Raw genomic sequence first — 21314 nt, forward strand, 5'->3', positions numbered from 1 at the left:
AGTCTCCCAACGAGTTCTTATGCTCTTATTGTAGAGGGTTCCGGGTACCGATACAATGGACCTTCCGCTTCCGTAAACAAAAAAAGAGCACGGCGCGCCGCACTCTTCCGGTCCAAGCCGTATGTGCGGAGCTAAACCGGCATGCTTTTATCCGGCGTCTCCGTCTTTGTCCCGCGGCTCTGCCGCTCCAGCAGCACTCTGCGCCCCAGGGTCAGAGCCAGAACGAGCATAACCGTTCCCGTTCCTGCGGCAATTCCGTACTGCTGAACCCAGAGCGGCAGCCCTTCCGCCTTTTCGTACAGCATACCCCCGAGCAGGGGGCCCAGGAAAGCCGCCAGCCCCGTCAAGGTGTTGTACATGGCGATAAACATCGGCCGCTCGCCTCTCGGCGTATCCCCGATAATGAAATTGAAAGCCAGTTGGTTGAATCCCCCGGTCCCCGCTCCAAGCAGGATGTGAACCGCAATCAGCACCGGAAGGACCGGAAACCAGGCGAGCATCCCCCACAGCAGACACGACAACGACAGAAGCGGGAGCGTCCAGAACAGAAGCCGCCGGTTGCTCCACCGCGCGTTAAGATTTCCCCAGACGTAGAAAGAAATCATCATCGCGGCCGTCTGCAAAACCGTCAGCACGGAAATCGTCTCATAGCTTACCTGCAGCAGCTTCAGCATGACATACGAAAAGAGCGGCACCGCAATTCCCTGCAAAAACAGCCAGAACGACAGGAACGCCGTCGCCCTGATATACGAAGTATCTTTCATAGGGCGCGTAAGCATGGGCAGGAGCCCGCTTTCCGCGGAAGGCTCGAAGGGCGGATTCGGATAAAACAGGTAAGCGATTACATTGACCACCGCGGCCGTGCCGATCACCAGGTAAAGAACCTCAAACCCCGCCTCGTTACCGAGCTTGTCGAGTATTTGTCCGCCCGCAAACAGGCACAGAGCTCCCAGAGCGTTCAGCATCATATTCCGGATGCCGAAATAACGGGCCCTCACCGAAGACGGCACCATATCGGCCATGAGCGTCGACCAGACCACTCCTCCGAAGGCATTCGAGAGAAACGCCGCCGTATATAAGGCGATATAAGCCGGAATCCACAATTCGCGAGCCAGCACAAGGGGAATTAGCCCCGTAGCCGCCCATAGAATGCGGTGAAGCCCGCCGAAAACGAGAATCTGCAGCTTCCGGTTTTTCCATCTCTGCATCAGAAAAGCCATCAGAATCTGCCCGGCGTTCACAATCGTCGTCATGGCAAGCACAAGTCCGATCTGTGCGGACGTTGCACCGAGATAGAGCAAATAACCCGTCAGGAACGGACCGTTGAGAAGGGTTTGAACCACCGTGGCCGGAGCCCCTTCGAGAGTCGCGATCCAAAGATGTTTACGGGTCGGGGTAAAACGGTTCCAGGAGCGGGTCTTGGCCTGCACGTCGGTAGCTCTCCTTTGAGCCGGTGCTGTTTTCCGGCTTCGTCAGCAAAATGTTTGCGCTTACGCGTAAGGTAAAAGAAGACGGACAAAAGAAGACATCTTTTATCCGTTACAGAAGTTCAGGTCCATTATACTGCAAAAATTCTCCGCCGTCTGGTATAAAATCCGGCGAATTTTCTGTCCGAATTAAGGCTCCAATGATTCGCCTTCCTTACGCTTTTCGCCCGGGCTGAAAACCCACCATTTACTGGCGGCGTAATTCACCAGAAGCAGCAGAACCGTCACCGTCAGCTTGCTGAGCAGCATGTTCCAGCCCAGAACATTGCTGCACACATAGAGCAGCAGGTAGGACAGCCCCAGACACAACCCGTTGACCAGCAGGAACTTCAATGCCTCCGATACCCGCACCGGTTCTTTGCTGGCAAACGTCCACTTCCGGTTCCAGAGGTAGCTGTTCAAAGTTCCGCACAAGTACGAGAAAGTCTGAGCCGCTCCGTAATGCAGGTGCAGGCCCGAGAACAGCAGCCAGAACACGGCCCAGTCCACCGCCGTATTGCCGACTCCCACTGCCCCGAAGCGGAGCAGGCGGAGCATTTCCGGGTTAAGCCGCTTTTTTTGCCCGTTGTTATCGTTTGTCACGTGTCAGCTCTTCCCCTTCTCCCGGATTCCGGTCATCCAGTCTATAATCGCTTCGGCCGTCCGCCGCGTCTGCTCCTCCGGTGAGATCGAGGCCGCATGATCGCCCTTCTGAGAGCCGTAGCTGCCGAATTGGCCGTGATTCCCTCCCGGAAGGGTCAGAAGCTTGGCGTCTTCCGGCAGGTTCTTCTTGTTCTTCTCGAAGCTGTCGCGGTTAAGCACGCCGTCCTCCGAACCGGTCACGGAGAGAACCGGAAGCCCTTTATCGCGGAGGCTTCCTTTGTCATCGGCGTACGACGCCAGGAAAAACACGCCCCGCAGCCCTTCCGGATGCTCCGCCGCATAGCGGGCCGCCATCACGCCGCCGAGCGAGTGCCCTCCGATGACGAACGACTCCCCGGGACGGGCCGCCATCACTTCCGAGGCACGGCCGCCTCCCAATACCGCCAAATTCAGCGGCATTTTGACGACGACCGTGCGGTGCCCGCGCTGAGCCAGCTCCCGGGCCAGAGGCGCGTAGCTCTCCGGCTTCACCAGGCCGCCCGGGTAGAAGATCACGCCGGGCTCCTTGGGCTCTGCGCCTTCGTAGACCGTTACATCCTTGCCGTCTGTAACGGTAATACCGCCGCCGCTCCGCATAGCCTCGACCGCCGCGCGGTCCGGCCCGTACGGCCGCAAATAGAATGCCGCCGCAATTCCGGCGGCGAGTATAAAGATCACCAGCGCCAGGAGCAGCTTTCTGCCGCGCGATCGTCTTTTTCCAGTCATTCTCCGCCTCCTTGGATCCGTTCAGGTAAATTCGTCTTCTCTCCGGTCCGGGCCGTCTCCGCTTTGCCGTTCCGAACCAATGGGTGTCCGCTGTCCTTCTCCGGCCGTTTCCGTCTTCTTCAACGCCTATCGTATCACAGCTCCGCTTCCCGGCCTACCTTATCCCTGGGGTAAGTTTCCGGCGGCCTCGGCGGCGGTCTTTTTAAGGGCATCCACGCTCTCTCTACCCACTTCGTATACCCCGCCGTCTAACTCCATTCGGGGAGAATCCCCGCCGTTTTGAAACGGCACATAGAGCCTGCGGACTTCATGGACCGCCGTGGCGACCGGCAATTCCTTCCGCATGCGGACCGACTGGCCGGGCGGCAGCATAAGAAGCAGCCCGGGCTTATCCGGCACATCCCCGGTCAGCTCGGCCGGACACTTGCAGGGCCCCTTCGCGGTAGATTCTATCACTTCCTCGGCCTCGTCTATCAGACGTTGATACCGGGAATCCGCTTGCGGCACCTCGATGATGCGGCCATTCCAGTTGAGCACCACTTTCTCAGGAGCAAGCTCGGCCGAAGGCAGCCAAAGCGAGGCGGCTCCGGCCGCAGCTATAGCTAAGATAACGAGTCCGCCGGACACCGCTGACCATTTGTTCCATCGCATAAGATACCCCCTGTAACTTTCTTACCCAGTTAAACGGCACAGGAAGGTAAATGTTGCATAATCGGCAGAGGAATGAAAGGGCAATAAAAAATGCTGGGTCGCTATTCCTGGTGTTAGTAGGGCTGGACGCTTTATCCATCGCGGCCACACAAAAAAAAGCAGCCTCCAAAAAGGAGACTGCTTTTTCTGAATCTTGTAAGCGGGTGATGGGAATCGAACCCACGCTACCAGCTTGGAAGGCTGGAGTTCTACCATTGAACTACACCCGCAAAGGTGATTGGAGCGGAAGACGGGAATCGAACCCGCGACCCTCGCCTTGGCAAGGCGATGCTCTACCGCTGAGCCACTTCCGCAAACTTTTCGTTCGAAGCATTTCCGAATCGACAAGAGATATCATAACAAATAATTCACGAAAACTCAATCCTTTTTCCGTCCAAATTTCAATCCAATTTTTTACACCCCCTGCAAACAAGGAAAAACCCTCATTTCCGCGCATAAAAAGAAGGACCGGAGCAGACTTCTCCGATCCTTCCTCTTTATCTGAATGGCTCGCCTAGCCAATTGCCCTCTTCTCTTTTTACACCGCGCGCAGTTCCCAGTGCGCGGTGTGGGGGCATAAGACGAGGCGGTCAATCACACACCGAACGTCCGCCTCGTCTGTTACTCTCAGGAAAGAGCCGCTTTAGCCTCTTTGAAAGCCTGCGTATATTGGGCCGCTTTCTTCGCGATCAGGCTGAAATCGCCGGTTTTGGACGCATCCGTCGTCAGATCCGATCCGATTCCGACAGCGACGGCACCCGCTTTGATCCAATCGGCGAGATTGTCCAGGGATACGCCGCCGGTCGGCATGATGTTAGCCTGCGGCAGAGGCCCCTTGATGGCCTTGATCACGGACGGCTCGTACAAGTTGCCCGGGAACAGCTTCACGATGTCCACGCCGAGCTCCAGCGCTTCCTGGATCTCTTTGACGGTCATCGTGCCCGGCATGACCGGCACGCGGTACCGGTTGCAGAGCGCCACGGTCGCCGGATTCAGCGAAGGCCCCACCACGAACTCCGAGCCGCTCAAAATGGCCGCTCTCGCCGTTTCCGGGTCCAGAACGGTACCTACGCCGATAATCGCGAATTTGGAGGCGTCCTGCGCCGTGCTGCTGTACGTTTTGGCCAGCTTTTCAATGGCTTGAAGCGCAAAAGGCACCGTCATCGTCACTTCGATGACTTTGATGCCGCCTTCGATGGCCTGTTCGGCGGCTTCGACGACCTCGTCCGACGTTTTGCCTCTCAGAACGGCGACTACGCCCTGTTCCGTAATTTTTTGAATCAGCTGTATTTTTTTCATGGGTCAGTTCATCCTCTCTCTGTCGGTAAAATCAGTTTCCGCAAGTAAGAGGCGGCGGATACGCCTTCTATCTGATACGTCCGTATGAACCTCGATCAGACTTTAACGGCAACACAACACGGCGCTCAGCGCTCGATATGACGGCTTCCCTGAAGCACGGCATCGACTTCCTCACGCGTCGGCAAGCCTTCCCAGTCTCCCGGAGCCTGAACGACCAGCGAACCGAGCAGACTGCCCAGCTCCATCGCTTCCAGGTGGCTCTTCCCTTGCAGAATGCCGGATAGGAAACCTGCGCAGAATCCGTCCCCTGCTCCGATCGTATCGACGACCCGCTCCGCTTTGACAAAAGGAACAGAGGACACGCGGCCGCCTTCGATCAGGAACGTTTCATTGTCGCCGCCTTTAAGCACCGTCACGGCCCGAAGCTTGCTCAGTTTTCCGACGATCTCGTCGAAATCTTCCGTCTCGTAAAGGAGCTTAAGCTCATCCAGACCCGGAAGAAAATAATCGGCCTCCTCCGCCAGGGCCAGCAAAGTCTCTCTGGCTTCCCCGATTCCCCAGAGCTTAAGCCGCAGGTTCGGATCGAAGCAGACTTTCACCCCGTGCCTTTTGGCCGTGCGGACGGCGGCAATCACCGCTTCTTTACAGCTTTCGCTCAGGGCGGGCGTAATGCCGGTTACATGCAAAATTTTGGCCCCGGCTATATAATCTTCATCGAGATCGCCGGGCTTCATCAGGCTCATGGCCGAATTTTTGCGGTAGTAGTAGACGGAGGCTTTGCCCGATACCGCTTCCCGCAGCATCAAACCCGTCGGCGCCTCGGACGCTAATACGGCCTTGGAGACGTCCACGCCTTCGCCGCGTATTTTTTTGAGCACCATCCGGCCGAAAGGATCTTTCCCCAAGCGTCCGAACCACCCGACACGATGCCCGAGCCGCGCAAGACCTATCGCCACATTGCTTTCGGCCCCGCCGAACGAAGCGGTCAGCTGCGGTGAATATTCAATTCCTTTTCCCGAATCCGGCATCAGTAGAGCCATCGACTCTCCGAAAGTCACTACATCGGGATAAATAGGGGGTTGCTCTTTGCCTTGCTCCATCGTTTATCCACCTCGACCGTTAGATTCTCGCAGGCTCAGGCATCGTCCGCAGGCGGTACCCGGCCCATGCTGGCTTCCTTTATTCCCCGGAAAAACGATCCCTTGTCCGCATTATCATGCGCAGAAAAAGCTTTTTCTTATGGGATCACTCCGTACAGGTTTGTATCTCATCCTTGATTCCGTCATCGGAGAAAGCCCCGGTCTGGATTTGTTAATTTAGAAGAATCCGTTCCTTCTTCATTATAGCAGAAAGGACTTCCCTTTAGGTATGAAAATGTTCATTCAAACGAAAACGAACGAAACGAACCTCTTTATCACATTCCAGCCGTTTAAAGAAAAAACAAAAGAAAGCCTTGATTGCTCAAGGCTTTCTTCGTTGTTGATGCGTGATGCGAACGAGAGGACTCGAGCCTTTACGGCTGTTACACCACTAGAACCTGCTAGCCTCGGCCAGCAGGTTCTATTTTGGCGTATGGGAATGTTCACTGCTCCTTATTTTAGATACTTAATAAGCTTGGACCAAAAGGCCGAATAGTGCTCCCAATTCATAAACTCCAACGATCCCCAGTGCGGCGAACAATCGCTTGCAAACGCCGCCGTCTTTCCCTGGCCGTAAGTTCCAACCGTCAGAATAGCATCGCCTTCATGGCTTAGCAGTTCCTCTGCCCCCGGCTTAGCGGACAACTTATTATAACCTAGCAGCCTAGGCCATTCTCCCAGATCGTTTACCAATGGATGCGGCTGCGATACGACAGGCGAGAAGCCGCTCGGCATCTCTACCCGATCATCTTTATCCATCATGACAACCGGCAGCACATCGGCCAATAGCGTATTTCTATAATTGGCTTTTCCTTCTATCCCCATGAAGGTGAGGTAACCGCCAACCATCAGCAGGCCACCTCCTTCAGCGACATACTGCTTCACAAGCTCAAGGGCATTCGGAATGATTTGCATTTGATAGAAGGTTGGATTCTGGAGCAGGAATGTGTTTGCACCTACGTCACTCAGCACAATCGCATCATAGGTTTTGAGCTCTTCCAGCGATTGAGGAAAGCGTACCTGCACTTCATGCGCAGGCATATAAGTGACGTCGATTCCCTCCTGACGCAGACAGGACAGCAAGTAGGTTGCTCCCTCCTCGTACTTGGTCGAGGTAAAACTGTCATAACCTTTCGTATGAATCATATGCACAACCCAGGATTCGCCAACAAACAAGATCTTCATCAGTTCAAGCACCTCCGTATTTTTTATATCACCAGGCCCTACACCTACAGGCCGTCTTGATCCCATTTTTACGCTTCCTCGATTTCACACCAGTTCACAATCGTTTTGGCAATCATCTTGACGGCCTGAATCACTTCGTCAACGGGTGTAAATTCGTCGCTATGATGGGCAAGGCTTGGATCACCAGGTCCAAAGTTAATGGTCGGTATGCCGACATTCACCGGCCAGCCCATATCGGTATGGAAGCCCAGTCCTTCGATTTTGCCTTCCTCTCCAATGGCCTTCAAGGATTGTACACAGGTCTGAACAAAGGGGTGTGCCACATCCGTTTCTGCACAATCGGCATCCACCAGCCATTCGATTTCCGGCATATGCTCACGCAGCCAAGGATCTGACTCCGATACCTCGCGCAGGAAGTCCGTCAATTCCTTCTTTACGTTACCGCCTACAAGCTTCTCGTCCCGCTCCGAGGGCAAGTATTGCGCATTGAATACGATTTCCGCCTCATTCGCGAAGGAGGTCGGGTATTCCCCAGCGTTCAATTGCGCAACATGCACCTGGCAAGGGATCGATAAATATGGATGGGTCTTGTTCGCAGCCCATTTCTCATTCAAGCGATCCAAATGCTCCAGAATATATCTCGCTTTCTTAATCGCATCAACCGCGCCGCCGTCCTGCCAATCCGCTTGCGGCATCTCAATATGGCCGCTGCGACCTTGAATCTTGATTTTTCCCCATAAAATCCCGCGGCAAAGCGGGGCGATCGTCAGCGAGGTCGGTTCCGTTAAAATGCAAGCATCCGCTCGATAGCCATGGTGAATAAAATCAAGTGCCCCCATGCCTCCCGCTTCCTCATCGACAACCGTGCCGACGATAACCGGCCCTTTAAGCTTAAACCCGCTGCGAAGAATCGCTTCGACGGCCATAATCATGGCTGCGACTCCGCCCTTCATATCAACGGTGCCGCGGCCGTACATCTTCCCATCGATAACTCGGCCCTCGAACGGATCGACCGTCCATTTGGAGCCTGCCATGACGACGTCAATATGGCCAAACAAGAGCAGGGACTTGCCTTCCGTTCCTTTGCCGAACGTAGCCGCCAAATTGGGCCTGCCCGTAAAATCTCTTCCTGGATAATAGCCCGCCATGCCTTCATATTGCTTCAGTTCATCGGCGATGGGCTCCCAGACTTCGATGTCCGCGCCGAGCTTCTCCAGCTTGCCGGCGATAAATTGTTGAAGGTCCTTCTCTTTGGATGGCGCCGGTTCCTCGAAAAACCAGGGGTTGACGCTCGGAATTTGAATGAGCTGCTGTAAAAAATGAATAATTTCATCTTGATGATTCTCGATCCAGTCCATTACTCTCTGTTCTTGGTTCATCTCTCTCTCTCCTTTTGGCAGCACTCTCCTGATACAGCATGAATCCGCAACTGTCGTAAGCAAGCGTATCGGGAGCCATGCCTGCTCGCTTATTCGAATCGAACGGTGTTCCCGTCAATAAAATCAACCCACGGATTAATCATTTCATCGCCGAATTTATCCTTCTTTTTCTCAATGCCGAACATATAACGGGCATCGTCCGCAGCCGGGTAAGCCGGACTATGCCAGACCCCCCGATGGATGACGATAGCTTGTCCAGGCTTAATTCGAAAGCACTTGACGGTGGATGCGTCAGGACTTTCATCAGGATCGTCGATGTCCATGCACAATGCTACAGGCTGTACAATCTCACGATCAAAGGTAAGCAGCAGCTCTTCACGGCTGACATGCCTCTCCATTGCCGTTACGGCAAATTCGCGCCGCTTGGTGACCACAAGGCCAAATCCGATTGGCTCCCATACATCCAGCATTTGCACATAGCTCCAGCAATCCCACCCGTCCCCGGATTTGGAGGGATCAATCGCCGGCATATCCACTACTTTGCCATAGGGAGCAAAAGCCTCCTCCGTCAACTCTTCTATCTGCACCTTGTACTCCATTAAGGTCGCCTCCTAACAGGGGTGTTATTAGAAATCAAAGCTGTCCACATTATCGTTCGTGACTTCAAGCGTGCCAATAAATACACTTTGTCCGTCTACTTTCACAGTCCCTATCGTCGGAATCTCCATGCCGTCCTTGATTTCCTTGCCTTGAGCCAGCTGATCCATAATGTAGACCGTTACATAAGCCAGCTTGCCTGGGTCCCAAATAATATCCGTTTTGATCGTGCCGCTCTTGATATAATTTTTCACGACGCTCGGCACGGCAATGCCTGTAATGGCAACTTGGTTTTTCTTTAAAGTGCCTGCCTTTACAGCTTGCTCTACTACCTCCGCAGCAGCCGTAGGTTCGCCGCCTGCAAATCCGATAATGCCTTTCAGATCAGGGTAAGTTTGTAGCAGGTTTTGCGCATTGGCATACGCCTTCTGTTGATCGTCGTCGCTCGCAACAGTCGTTACGACCTTAATATCCGGATATTTGGCTGTAAAATAGGCTTTAGCCGCATTGGATTTCGCAATCTGGTTTTGTGAGCCAAGACCGGCTACCATGAACGCTACCTGTCCTTTACCGCCGATTTCTTCTCCGATCGTTTTGGCCAGAAGCTCCCCCACTTCTTGGTCAGTGGCCGGAGCTACATAATATTGGCGATCTGTACCCGGCGCATCGCTATCCCAAGTCACAATGTTGACGCCTTGACCCGCCGCTTTCTTGAACACAGGGCCTACCGCTTTCGCATCATTAGGCGATACACCGATGCCGCTTACTTTGCGGGTCAGCATATCCTGAATCATATTAATTTGCTTGGAGGAATCCGCCTCTGTCGGCGCATTGAACAGAACTTCTACCTTCAAATCGGCTGCCGCCTTCTTGGCACCCTTTTCAGCCGCCGCCCAATAAGCAGGGCCGATGGACTTTGGATTCATAAAGTAAGTCTTTGAGCCGGAAGCTCCCTGGTTCGGTTTGCCTCCGTTATCCGTTTGGTTCCCGCTTGTACTTCCGCATGCTGCCAAATTCAGAGCCAATACACCCGTTAGTAACGTCAATGCCAGCTTTTTCATAGGTTTCACTCTCCATTGAATTTTTTGTTTCCTACAGCAAGCAGAAGCAACGCTCCTAAAATGACTGCCTGGTAAAGCACGGATACACCTAATAGATTCAATCCATTACGCAAAAACACAATGATCAGCAGCCCGACAAATGTGCCTGAAAGACTTCCCCTTCCTCCAAAAATATGTGTGCCTCCTATCAAAGTCGCTGTAATCACGTCGAGCTCTATATTGGTACCCGATGTCGCCTCCGCGCTTGCCAAACGCGACACCAGAAATATACCCGCCAAGGCCGAGAACAATCCGCTAAGCATAAACAGGATAAACCGGATGCGTACGACCGAGATGCCGGAATAGCGGACAACCTCTTCATTGTTACCAATCCCGTACACATAGGTGCTGAATCTGGTTTTTTTCATTACAAAGCTGGCCAGCAGGAACATCACCACAAGGAAAATCGCATTAACCGGAACAACGCCGATATATTGCTGGCCCATAAAGTAGAAAGCATCGGGAAAACCGCTTATGGGTCTCCCCTGATTGATCACGTAAACCAGCCCCCGCAGCATCACGAGCATGCCAATGGTGACGACGATAGCCTGCATGCGGTGCCGCGCGATCAGATAACCATTGACGGCCCCGCACAGCAAGCCGGCCAGCAGTCCAATGATCACACTGATCCATATATCGATGCCCCGCTCATATGCGACTCCCATACATACAGCGGAGAAAGCCAGAATGGAGCCAACCGATAGATCCATCGCACCGGATATGATGATCATGGTCATAGGAATGGCGATCAGCCCTACTTCAACCATCTGGTTAAGCACATTCATAAAGTTGGTGACGGTCAGGAAATAGGGAGACAAGAAGCTGAACAGCACGATAATGACGAGCAACAGGAGCATTTGAACGATTAGCTTATTTCCCCTAAGCGGGAACCGGCTTGTCCATGCACTCATACCAAATCCCCCTCTTTTCCTTTGTTTTGCCGTATACGCTGCAGCGTGTTAATGACAATTGCCAGAATAATCAGAAAACCGGTTGCGGCATCAACCCAGAACGGAGAAACCTTGGATATAATGAGCCCGTTTTTAACGATGCCCATAAAAAGTACCCCCAGCATCGTTCCGGCTATAGTACCGACGCCCCCGAATATACTTCCCCCGCCGATAAGAACAGCTGCCATGACTTCAAACGCCAAACCGCTGCCTGCCGTCGAGGCTTGCACACTTCCTACCTTTGCTGCGAAGATAACGGAGGCGATTCCGACCAGCAAGCCGGTTAATACATAAACCTTAAACTTAGTTCGGGCTATGCTGATTCCCGCAAGCTTGGCTGCCGGACCGTTCCCTCCGATCGAGTAGATTCTTCGGCCCACGCGGGTGAATTTCATTAAATAGATGAAGATTGTTATGAGCATAACGGCTGTCAGCAGCGGGAAGGAAATGCCAAGCAAATATCCTTGTTCGAAGAATCGAAATCCTTCCGGAAAGTTCGTCATCCAGGTTCCCCCGCTGATGCCTACCGCAATGCCCCTGAAGATGTACATGGTGGCCAGGGTGACGATGATGTCCGGTATCTTCCTTACAGCGATGAAATAGCCATTGACCATGCCGCATAGCACCCCGATGCATATCCCCATAGCGGCTGCAATCCATGGATGAATGCCATGGCCGAGGAACAGCCCGACAGATGTCGCTGTCACAGCCAGCACGGAGCCAACCGATAAATCCATGCCTCCCAGAAGAATGACCATCGTCATCCCTATCCCCACAATAAACATGGAGATGTTCTGACCCACAATCAGCCTTATATTTTCGAATTGCAAAAAGTCAGGTGAAAGGATTGAAAACAACAGCGTGACGAGAATGGTGAATAAGATAATAGGCGCTTCATGCACATTTAGCAGGCGTTTCATAAGAGGCCTCCTTCCGGGAGCGGATGTGAAGCACGCTGCAGCAGTTGTTCCTGGTCTGCCTCACCATGTGCAAATTCATGAACGATTGTGCCTTTGTGTAGCACCAGGATCCGATCGCTGAGTCCAATCACCTCCGGCATTTCGGACGAAATCAGCAGGATGCTCAAGCCTTCTTGAGCCAGTTGATGAATAATATTGTAAATCTCCGCCTTCGCTCCGACATCAACTCCCCGAGTCGGCTCTTCCAGAATAAGAATATCTGGGTTCGCCGCAAGCCATTTGCCAATCACGACCTTCTGCTGATTGCCGCCACTCAGAAAATCTACGCTTTGTCCGTCACTGGGTGCTTTAATCCGAAGCTTCTCCATGTACTCCCCGCTCATTTTTTTAATTCGCGACTCGTCCAGCACCGTGTACTTTGAAAGCTGGGGCAGCATCGGGAGCGATAGATTTTGCCGGATTGACATCGGTTTTATGACGCCTTGACGGTGACGATCCGGCGGAACGTAAGCAATCTTCTTCGCTTTGGCCTGGCTCGGGCTATTGATTTTCACCGCTGTGCCATGAACAATGATGTCACCCGCTCCCCGCCTTAGACCGAATAAACGCTCGGCAATCGTATGCGTACCCGAACCCGGAACGCCGAACAACCCTAATATCTCTCCCTTACACAGTTCAAAAGATACACGGTGAGTGGAATCGAGCGACAACTGCTCTACCTTCAGCACAACCTCTTGACCGTGCTTCTGCTCTCTTACCGGATATAACTGGCCGACCTCTTTGCCCACCATCATCTGAATCAAGTTCTGTTCAGTAACCTCTTCGATCCCTCGGGTATCAATCTTGGCTCCATCCCTCAGCACCGTTACCTTATCCGCAATTTCAAATATTTCTTTCATGCGGTGGGAGACATACACGATGGCAACGCCTTGCGCCCGAAGCCGGTTAACCACGTCGAACATTTTTTTCACTTCGTTTTCCGGGAGCGCCGCCGACGGTTCATCCATAATGAGCACATCCGCCTGAAAAGAAAGCGCTTTCGCAATCTCGATTACTTGCTGGCTGTGGACTCCGAGATGCCGGACCTCCTTGCGGACATCAATTTCGCCTCCCCCTATGGAATCAACCAAACGCTGCGCCTCGTCATACATTTTGGACCATTGTATCCGTCCGAATCTGCCGACCATTTCCGGGCGGTCGATAAATATATTTTCCGCGGCTGTCAGATTGGAAAACAAATTGAATTCCTGATGGATAATGGACACGCCTTGCCGTTGGGCATCGAGCGGGTTGCCGAATGTTACTTCCTTGCCCTTCAGTCTTATCGTTCCTTGCGTCGGTGAATATACGCCGGACAAAATTTTCATCAGCGTAGACTTTCCTGCTCCGTTTTCCCCCATAAGCGCATGAACTTCGCCCGGATACAGCTCAAAGCTAACATCGGATAACGCTTTGACCCCCGGGAACTCTTTGCCGATGCCTTCCATTTTCAAAACCGGATGCCTCATCTTTAGACCTCCTATTCACCTTACCCGGCTGCTTTTTGGATAACTTTAACAAGACTAAGCGTTAAATCGTCAAAGTCCGGGAATACAGGTGTCCCTTTCCAGGAAAGAAACCCCGTATATTGCCTTTTTATAGCGGCCTTATTGACCTATTGTTCTATGCCGTAAGAAACGACTGACCTGATCATCTGTCGGAATCGAACTCTGAGCGCCCGGTTGAGCTACAGCCAGCGCCGATGCCGCTGTCGCGTAGCGCAGGCAGTCATGCACCTCCGCTCCCGTTACATATTTAGCTGCGAATGCTCCAATGAAGGTGTCTCCCGCCGCTGTCGTATCCACTGCGTCAACTGAAAATGCGGGTAATGTGATTTGACTTCCCGATTGATCCATGTAGATAGATCCTTTGCTTCCCAAAGTAATAATAAGATGAGGAATGCCGTCTTTCAGCAGTTTCTTCCCAGCCTCCAGCGCTTGGCTGCTTCCTTCAATACGGATGCCGCTCAGCACCTCCGCCTCGACCTCATTCAAAATGAGGAAAGCAACCTTGTGCAGCTGGCTCCGGTCAAACCCGTCAATTGGTGCCGGATTCATAAATACCGGAATATGCTTCTCTGCAGCTCTATCCAGCACCCTTTGATTGGCTGCCGATGATATTTCATTTTGCAGCAAGATGACGTCAAAACCCGAAAGATCCAATTGGTCAATCTCTTCCGCGCCATATCTTCCATTAGCGCCGGAGGATAATATAATGTTGTTCTCGCCAGCTCCATCTACTGTAATCAAGGCAAGCCCCGTCATACAGGGCTGATCGGCAACATAATCAAGATTAATTTTATCCTCCGCCAACCCCCTGCGTATGTCGGCGCCAAATGAATCCAAGCCCAGTCCACCGGCCATAGCGACCGAAACTCCAGAGCGAGAAGCGGCAACCGCCTGATTAGCCCCTTTGCCTCCAATGAAGAAACGGGTCTCGTTGCCCTGTATCGTTTCGCCGGGAACCGGGTGACGTTCAACCTGTGTGACGATGTCCATATTCATGCTGCCCACTACCAAGATCTTCGCCATGGCTCTCCCCCCAGTATTACGCTTTCAGTCTTTTGACTGAGCCGAATTTCTTCAATTCAACATCCAATATCATTTTCTTCAGCTTCGTCTGTTCTTTTGGCTTTCCCTTGATTTTTTGAATGAGCATCTCCGCCGCTTGAATTCCCATCTCTCTTGTCGGTCTGCTAACCACGGTCACTCTTGGCTGCACGAATTGAGCAAGCTCGTTCTCGTCAAACCCAATTAAAGATATATCCTCTCCGATTCGGAGATTCAAATCGCGTATCGCTTTAATCGCACCCGTACAGATGACGTTATTAGCCGCAAATATGGCTGTCGGCGGCTGCTCGGATTGCAAAAGCTCCATTGTAAATCGGTAGCCATCCTCTTCCAGCCAATTCCCCTGCTTATGATAGGCAGGATCGGGTGTCAGGCCGCTCTCATGCATGGCTTGACGATAACCCCAATAACGGTCCTTGCCGTCATTAAAATCATGCGCCCCATCTATAATGGCAATGCGTTCATGACCATAGTCCACGAAGTGCTTGGTCGCTTCGTAAGCGCCGCGGAAGTTATCGATTAAGACACCGTCGTGGCCGCAATCGTTGATATAACGGTCTACAAGGATAGTTGGCTTGCGAATATTCCGGTAAAAATCTGCATCCTTATGCGTACCGATTAAAATAATCCCATCAACATTTTTCCCTAGGAAGCTTTCAAAAAATTCTTCCTCCTCCGCCTCGTCACTATTCGTAGAGACGACTAGAGTGAAGAAGCCTTCCTTCTTGGCTACCTCTACCATACCGCCAATGACTGCAGTGTAGAAGGGATTCTGAATCTCCGGCACCACGACGGAGAGCATGTTGGTTTTTTTATTGACCATCGATGCCGCCATCGTATTCGGCACAAAGTTCATCTCTTCGACTATTTTGAGTATTTTCTTGCGAGTGGCTTCACTTACGCGATCCCGTCCATTCATCACTCGGGATACCGTAGCTACAGATACATTTGCTTGCTTGGCCACGTCCTTAATTGTAATTTCCTTGTTCGTCTTAGCCACCCCCTTCCTTTAGTTTAATGTCATAACGTTTTCTCAATATTTTCCCTTTGACGATAAAAGCTATGAATCTAATCTATCATTCATTCAATGAAAACGGTTACGCAATTTCTAGTTTTATTCTAGTACGTTCCCAATAAGATTACAATAGTTTTTTTACAAAAAACAAAAATAATAAAGCGTTTTCATTTTCATGCATAACCTTTTATGTTAAGTATTTGTTCGGTATTTAACTAAATTCTCATTAAAACCTCGTAAACATGTCATATATCATTACATAAAACCAAGATGTTCATTGGTATCGAGCAGGCCTCAGAAAAATCATACGAATTTTAATGTCAGCCACTCCTCAAAAACTAGAAACGTTAACCCGCTGTTTCCCTCATTTAAAAACTTCCTTTTTTCAACCAATTGTTTGTTAAAACGTTTACGCAATTTGTTTGAACATGCACATTGTTCAGGTAAAATAAAAAAACCTGGGGGATTCAGGAATAAAAACCTTTAATGCCACCCGGCTTGCTGCCTCTTACTATAAGGATGCATGATAATTCTGAGGAGATTGCTGTTCCCGAGAGCCTTTGGCTAGATCTATTTTACGAGACCTTAGGACGGAAATTGTAGCAGGTAATACAGTATCATTTCGATCACAGGTGCAAGCTTTCTTCTGCCCAGGTAATGAGCACCAGCTTAAAGATCACGCATCAAGAAAAAAGGTTCCTGCTCTGCCAGAAAAAGCAGATCAGAAACCTTTTTTCTTGATGCGTGATGCGGACGAGAGGACTCGAACCTCCACGGCTGTTACACCACTAGAACCTGAATCTAGCGCGTCTGCCAATTCCGCCACGTCCGCATGAGGATTTGATGGTGCGGTCGGAGGGATTTGAACCCTCACGCCCATTGGGCACTACCCCCTCAAGATAGCGTGTCTGCCGTTCCACCACGACCGCATAAGACACTTGAAAAGTGAGCCATGAAGGACTCGAACCTTCGACACCCTGATTAAAAGTCAGGTGCTCTACCAACTGAGCTAATGGCTCTTAAAAACTGGTGGAGGCTGATGGATTCGAACCACCGAACTCGTCAGAGAACAGATTTACAGTCTGCTGCGTTTGGCCACTTCGCTAAGCCTCCATGAAACTGGTGCCGTCGAGAGGACTTGAACCCCCAACCTACTGATTACAAGTCAGTTGCTCTACCAATTGAGCTACAACGGCATATAAAGTTGTTTAAATGGTGGCTCGGGACGGAATCGAACCGCCGACACGAGGATTTTCAGTCCTCTGCTCTACCGACTGAGCTACCGAGCCTTGCATGGTTTGCACCAACCCAATCGGAATATGCGGGATCGATGAACGCTTGTAAAACTTAAATGGCGGAGCTGACGGGATTCGAACCCGCGGTCTCCTGCGTGACAGGCAGGCATGTTAGGCCTCTACACCACAGCTCCAAGTAGTATTCCCCAGTTCCAGGAAAATTATGATTGTCGGTCTCATAAAATCTGGATGGTGGACGCTGACGGGATCGAACCGCCGACCCTCTGCTTGTAAGGCAGATGCTCTCCCAGCTGAGCTAAGCGTCCATATCTTATGGTAGGAATAAAATGACCCGTAGGGGATTCGAACCCCTGTTACCTCCGTGAAAGGGAGGTGTCTTAACCCCTTGACCAACGGGCCTTGATGTTTATCTTTTTTGGCGACAAGGATTATTGTATCAGAAATTTAAAAGATTACAAGCTTTTTCTTCTATCCAAAATATCCTAGAAATTGCCTCCATATGGACATGCTGTTTTTGACGGATCAAATCGCATTTTTCCCAGTAAAATCAAGGGTTTCGGAGGTCACGCTTGAAAAACGGCAGGACGTATCCGGATCACTAGATGTAAATTTACGCCATGATACGGGAACGTGAATTCGTATATACGAGTATGACTCTCATTTGTGGTTGACCACCGTCATGTGACGCACAAGCACAGCGCTCTGACGTAAATTCGCAACCGCGGGCGTGACTTTTCTCTATTCTTCCAAAGCGCGTGATTCACAGGCGGCGTTACGGCACTGCGCGGCAGTCGGCCCCGCCCTTTATTCTGATAGTGAATAGCAAACGCAGGCTCATTAATGGTTAAGCCCGTAAAAAAACACGCCCTTGCTCACAGGAAGGAGCACCGGACGTGTTTGGTTTGAAGGGGTTCCTGCTCAGCTTAAGCCGCCGGAACGAAGCGCAGCCGCTGTCTGTGCAGGATGAGCATCGCCGGATACAGGCCCCAGCCGTACCGCAAACCGAAAAGCTTGAGGCTCCAGCACATGCGGCGGAAGCTGCTTCGGCCCGCAGCTGTTGCTGCCCAGCCCGTTCTGCTTGTAATCCAGATGGAGCGTGACATAATCGCGCGGAACGAGATCGCACTCGTGGGAGGCCGCTTCCAGGTCCTCCGGCGTGTAGCGGCTGGCCCCGAAGTCAAAGACCGGCTGCCCGGCTGCCAGAAGCCCGGAGCCCTGCACGCCGCGCAGGTACGCCCAGCGCACATCGGAGCGGTTGCCGCTTTCCTGCGGCTTGACGTACGGAAAGCGCAGGTCGTCCACCGCTGCGTCGTACAAGCCCATCCGCGCCGCCTGTCTGCTGTCCGGGTAAGATTCCCCCGGACCGAGCCCGTACCAGGTCACGCGGTCCATGCTGCCGGGCAGCTCCATCCTCAGGCCGATGCGGGGAAGCATATCCGGCGGCGTGCCGTCCGGTTCGCCCTGCACGATCAAGTCCACCGTCCCGTCGGGACGAACGGTGTAGGCCCACGTGCAGGAGAAGCCCCAGGTGTACACGGGCGGCGCCGTGCGGATGGAGACGGTCACGCGGACGGAGCCGTCCGCGAGCCGCTCCCAGCCGCTGCCGCGCACATCGTCGGCCGCCATGTGTACGCACGCCTTGCGCCAGTCGGCGACAACGTACATGTCGTTGTCGATCGGCGCGCGCCACAAGGCGAGCCGCGGTCCGCCGCCTTCGGCGATCACCGGGGTGCCCGCGTGCCGCCAGGAGGCGATGCGCCCCCGGCCCCGGTCGAAGACGAGCGTGAAGTCCGCTCCCGTCAAGGTGAGCAGGCGGTCCGCTTCTTCGACCCGGATGGCGGCTGCGGTTTCGCCCGTGCCGGCGGATACGCTTCCACGTCCGGCTGGAGCGGCCGCGCTATCCGCCGAAGATCCTTCTCCTCCGTGTGCTTGTGAAGCCGCCATTTGGCCTTCTGACGCTCCTGCTGGGGATTCGGCGGCGGAATTTATCGCGGCTCCTGCCGCCCTTCCGGAGCAGGCATGAAGCGGAAACTGCGCCCACGCAATCTCGTGGCCTTCCTCCGCCCAAGCTGCCGGGGAGGCCAGCACGATGCGCACGGTCAGCCAGTACTCGGCCGGATCTCCTTCAGCTGCCGCAAGCACAGGAAGGGGAATATGGAGAGTTCCCTCTTCTCCCGCAGCCATGTCCGGCAGCTCGGCCGGACCCCCGCCGACGAGGCGGCCATCCGCCTCCAGCTTCCACGTACAGCGGAAGTTTTGAAGCGAGATGAAATCGTAATGGTTCCGGATAATCAGCTCGGCGGCTCCTTCGTTTTTGCCCGGCTCCCATCCTGCGATCTCTATCGATATCGGTTCAATCGTTTTCTTGTATTCCATCAGACCCGGAGAAGGCGTGCGGTCAGGCGTTACGAGTCCGTCGATACAAAAGTTTCCGTTGTTCGGCTGATCGCCGTAATCCCCGCCGTAAGCGAAATACTCGCGGCCGTCCGCTTTTTTTCGCCGCAGACCGTGATCGATCCATTCCCAGACGAAACCTCCCTGGAGCCTCGGATACGTTCTGAAAAGCTCCTCATAGTGCTGGAGTCCTCCGGGGCCGTTCCCCATGGCATGGGCATATTCGCATAGGATATGCGGTTTGTCCAGCTCCTTCATTTCCCCGAACCCGCGCATTTTCTCAGGGGAGGAGTACATGGTGCTGAACACATCGCAAGCTTTACCTTCGCGGTCCCCCTCGTAATGAACGAGTCTCGTTGAATCGTAGGAGCGGCACCACTTGTACATCGCCTCGTGATTGCATCCAAAGCCGGATTCATTGCCGAGTGACCACATGATAATCGAAGGGTGATTTTCGTCGCGCATGACCATTCTCCGCATCCTGTCCACATAAGCATGCTCCCAAGCCGGATCGGCGCTGAGCCGGTTAGCGTCCCCGATCAATTCGAAGCCGTGCGTCTCCAGATCGGTTTCGTCCATGACATACAGGCCGTATCGGTCGCACAGGTCGTAAAAGCGCGGGTCGTTCGGGTAGTGAGCCGTCCGCACCGCATTGATGTTATGCTGTTTCATCATCCGGATGTCCTTCTCCATCGTCTCCGGTGTGACGGTTCTGCCTGTATCGGGGTGATGGTCGTGACGGTTCACTCCGCGCAGACGAATCGCTTTCCCGTTCACGAGCATGAGGCCGCCTTTGACCTCGATGCGGCGGAAACCGGTTTTCAGCGCCGTCGTTTCAAGCACCTCTCCCTCTTCGTCCAGCAGAGTGACGATCAGGTCATACAAATAAGGCGTTTCCGCGGACCATTTGCGGGGTTCGTTGATTTCCGCTTCAATCGTAAGCGAGCGCTCCATCCCATTTTTAGCGGTTCCGTCCGTTTCTCCGCTGTTTGCGACCCCGCTTTCTTTCCCCAAAACGACAACGTTCCCGTCATGGTCCCGGAGCTTCCAGACCAGAGTGAACGGACGGGAAGCCGCACCTGCCGCTGACAAAGTCCCGGCCTGTGACCTGCTTTGATCCCCATGCCTCGTTCCGGTTAACGCGCCTGCATGTTCTCCTGTGTGCTCTCCGGACTGTACGCTGATATGAGCAGCGCGTCCAGCCGCCGCCTTCGCTACCGTCACCTTCACGCTGAGAAGTCCGTGCCTGCATGCTTCATCCAGTCCGGCGTGTACCCGGATATTTTGCAGATGCAGCTTGGGCCGGGCCGTAAGGACGACATCGCGGAATATGCCGCTGAGCCACCACATATCCTGGTCTTCCAGGTAACTTCCTGCCGACCACTGATACACCTGCACGGCAAGAACATTCCGTCCGCTGCGGACAAAAGGCGTCAAATCGAATTCCGCCGTCAGCCTGCTCCCTTCGCCGTACCCGACATACTCCCCGTTCAGCCAGACGTTATAGGCGCTGTCTACTCCGTGAAACCCGATAACAATGTCCTTATCCGTCCAATCGTCCGGCAGTGTAAATTCTCTCCGATAACTGCCTGTAGGATTGTCCGTGGGCACACGCGGAGGGTCAACCGGGAACGGATAGTACAAATCCGTATAATGGGGAGCGCCGTACCCGTGCAGCTGCCAGCAGCTCGGCACAGGAAGCCGGTCCCAGGCGGACGCGTCGAACTCCGGCTCATAAAAACCGCCTGGCGCTTCCTCGGGCGAGCCGGTATACCGGAAAGCCCACGTGCCGTTAAGAAGCAGGGTCCGGTCCGAACGCTCTCCGGCGTAAGTAAGAGCTTCTTTTTCTTCACCATAGGGAATAAAACTGGTCCGGGCCGGCAGACGGTCCCGCTCCAGCACGTCGAGATTTTCCCAATCCCTGCGCTGCAAATGTAGTTCCTTCAT

At 53.1% G+C, this 21314-nt stretch carries 16 protein-coding genes and 11 tRNA genes; all 27 read right to left on the reverse strand.

The genetic code is table 11. From position 1 onward, the window contains the following. Positions 1–131: 131 nt before the first annotated feature. Positions 132–1430, reverse strand: a complete 1299-nt coding sequence (locus tag ACI48J_RS23195) for an MFS transporter (protein WP_405080413.1) — start codon at positions 1428–1430, stop codon at positions 132–134. Positions 1431–1616: 186 nt separating this feature from the next. Further along, positions 1617–2069 (reverse strand): GtrA family protein, encoded by a 453-nt coding sequence (locus ACI48J_RS23200; protein ID WP_326056483.1) that lies wholly within the window; start codon positions 2067–2069, stop codon positions 1617–1619. Between the two features lie 3 nt (positions 2070–2072). After that, complete coding sequence (locus ACI48J_RS23205; RefSeq protein WP_405080415.1) at positions 2073–2834, reverse strand: alpha/beta fold hydrolase; 762 nt, start codon at positions 2832–2834, stop codon at positions 2073–2075. 159 nt (positions 2835–2993) lie between these two features. Beyond that, entirely contained in the window at positions 2994–3485 is a 492-nt protein-coding gene (locus tag ACI48J_RS23210; protein WP_405080417.1) for a hypothetical protein, read from the reverse strand. 198 nt (positions 3486–3683) lie between these two features. Further along, positions 3684–3754, reverse strand: a tRNA-Gly gene (locus ACI48J_RS23215). 9 nt (positions 3755–3763) lie between these two features. Continuing rightward, a tRNA-Gly gene (locus tag ACI48J_RS23220) sits at positions 3764–3838 on the reverse strand. Positions 3839–4151: 313 nt separating this feature from the next. Continuing rightward, on the reverse strand, positions 4152–4823 hold the full coding sequence (locus ACI48J_RS23225) for a bifunctional 2-keto-4-hydroxyglutarate aldolase/2-keto-3-deoxy-6-phosphogluconate aldolase (RefSeq protein ID WP_405080418.1): 672 nt from the start codon (positions 4821–4823) through the stop codon (positions 4152–4154). A gap of 125 nt (positions 4824–4948) precedes the next feature. Further along, positions 4949–5923: a sugar kinase gene (locus ACI48J_RS23230; protein ID WP_405080419.1), complete on the reverse strand. Its 975-nt coding sequence runs from the start codon at positions 5921–5923 to the stop codon at positions 4949–4951. A 492-nt stretch (positions 5924–6415) separates the two neighbouring features. After that, the gene (locus tag ACI48J_RS23235; RefSeq protein ID WP_405080421.1) at positions 6416–7213 is read right to left on the reverse strand and encodes a glutamine amidotransferase; all 798 of its coding nucleotides are present in this window, start codon (positions 7211–7213) and stop codon (positions 6416–6418) included. A gap of 2 nt (positions 7214–7215) precedes the next feature. Beyond that, complete coding sequence (locus ACI48J_RS23240; protein ID WP_405080423.1) at positions 7216–8526, reverse strand: ArgE/DapE family deacylase; 1311 nt, start codon at positions 8524–8526, stop codon at positions 7216–7218. 89 nt (positions 8527–8615) lie between these two features. Continuing rightward, positions 8616–9125 (reverse strand): ureidoglycolate lyase, encoded by a 510-nt coding sequence (locus ACI48J_RS23245; RefSeq protein WP_405080424.1) that lies wholly within the window; start codon positions 9123–9125, stop codon positions 8616–8618. 27 nt (positions 9126–9152) lie between these two features. After that, positions 9153–10184: an autoinducer 2 ABC transporter substrate-binding protein gene (locus ACI48J_RS23250; protein WP_405080425.1), complete on the reverse strand. Its 1032-nt coding sequence runs from the start codon at positions 10182–10184 to the stop codon at positions 9153–9155. A 5-nt stretch (positions 10185–10189) separates the two neighbouring features. Further along, entirely contained in the window at positions 10190–11134 is a 945-nt protein-coding gene (locus ACI48J_RS23255) for an ABC transporter permease (protein ID WP_326056467.1), read from the reverse strand. Beyond that, positions 11131–12093: an ABC transporter permease gene (locus tag ACI48J_RS23260; RefSeq protein ID WP_405080426.1), complete on the reverse strand. Its 963-nt coding sequence runs from the start codon at positions 12091–12093 to the stop codon at positions 11131–11133. Before ACI48J_RS23260 ends, ACI48J_RS23255 begins: the two co-directional genes overlap by 4 nt. Beyond that, positions 12090–13601: a sugar ABC transporter ATP-binding protein gene (locus ACI48J_RS23265; protein WP_405080427.1), complete on the reverse strand. Its 1512-nt coding sequence runs from the start codon at positions 13599–13601 to the stop codon at positions 12090–12092. The genes ACI48J_RS23260 and ACI48J_RS23265 overlap by 4 nt, the downstream gene beginning before the upstream one ends. A 138-nt stretch (positions 13602–13739) precedes the next feature. Then, a complete protein-coding gene (gene rbsK / locus ACI48J_RS23270; RefSeq protein ID WP_405080428.1) occupies positions 13740–14663 on the reverse strand; it encodes a ribokinase in 924 nt (307 codons plus the stop codon). A 16-nt stretch (positions 14664–14679) separates the two neighbouring features. Beyond that, entirely contained in the window at positions 14680–15702 is a 1023-nt protein-coding gene (locus ACI48J_RS23275) for a LacI family DNA-binding transcriptional regulator (RefSeq protein ID WP_405080429.1), read from the reverse strand. A 763-nt stretch (positions 15703–16465) separates the two neighbouring features. Then, positions 16466–16549 (reverse strand) — tRNA-Leu (locus ACI48J_RS23280). A gap of 12 nt (positions 16550–16561) precedes the next feature. Then, positions 16562–16646, reverse strand: a tRNA-Leu gene (locus ACI48J_RS23285). Between the two features lie 17 nt (positions 16647–16663). After that, positions 16664–16736 (reverse strand) — tRNA-Lys (locus tag ACI48J_RS23290). A gap of 8 nt (positions 16737–16744) precedes the next feature. Beyond that, positions 16745–16830 (reverse strand) — tRNA-Tyr (locus tag ACI48J_RS23295). 7 nt (positions 16831–16837) lie between these two features. After that, positions 16838–16913: transfer RNA gene (locus tag ACI48J_RS23300), tRNA-Thr, on the reverse strand. A gap of 17 nt (positions 16914–16930) precedes the next feature. Beyond that, positions 16931–17006, reverse strand: a tRNA-Phe gene (locus tag ACI48J_RS23305). Between the two features lie 63 nt (positions 17007–17069). Beyond that, positions 17070–17146, reverse strand: a tRNA-Asp gene (locus ACI48J_RS23310). A 56-nt stretch (positions 17147–17202) separates the two neighbouring features. Further along, positions 17203–17278: transfer RNA gene (locus tag ACI48J_RS23315), tRNA-Val, on the reverse strand. 22 nt (positions 17279–17300) lie between these two features. After that, positions 17301–17372, reverse strand: a tRNA-Glu gene (locus ACI48J_RS23320). A 519-nt stretch (positions 17373–17891) separates the two neighbouring features. After that, the gene (locus ACI48J_RS23325) at positions 17892–21314 is read right to left on the reverse strand and encodes a glycoside hydrolase family 2 TIM barrel-domain containing protein (protein ID WP_405080430.1); all 3423 of its coding nucleotides are present in this window, start codon (positions 21312–21314) and stop codon (positions 17892–17894) included.

The organism is Paenibacillus chitinolyticus (genome assembly GCF_045038035.1).
GTDB lineage: Bacteria > Bacillota > Bacilli > Paenibacillales > NBRC-103111 > Paenibacillus_F > Paenibacillus_F chitinolyticus_A.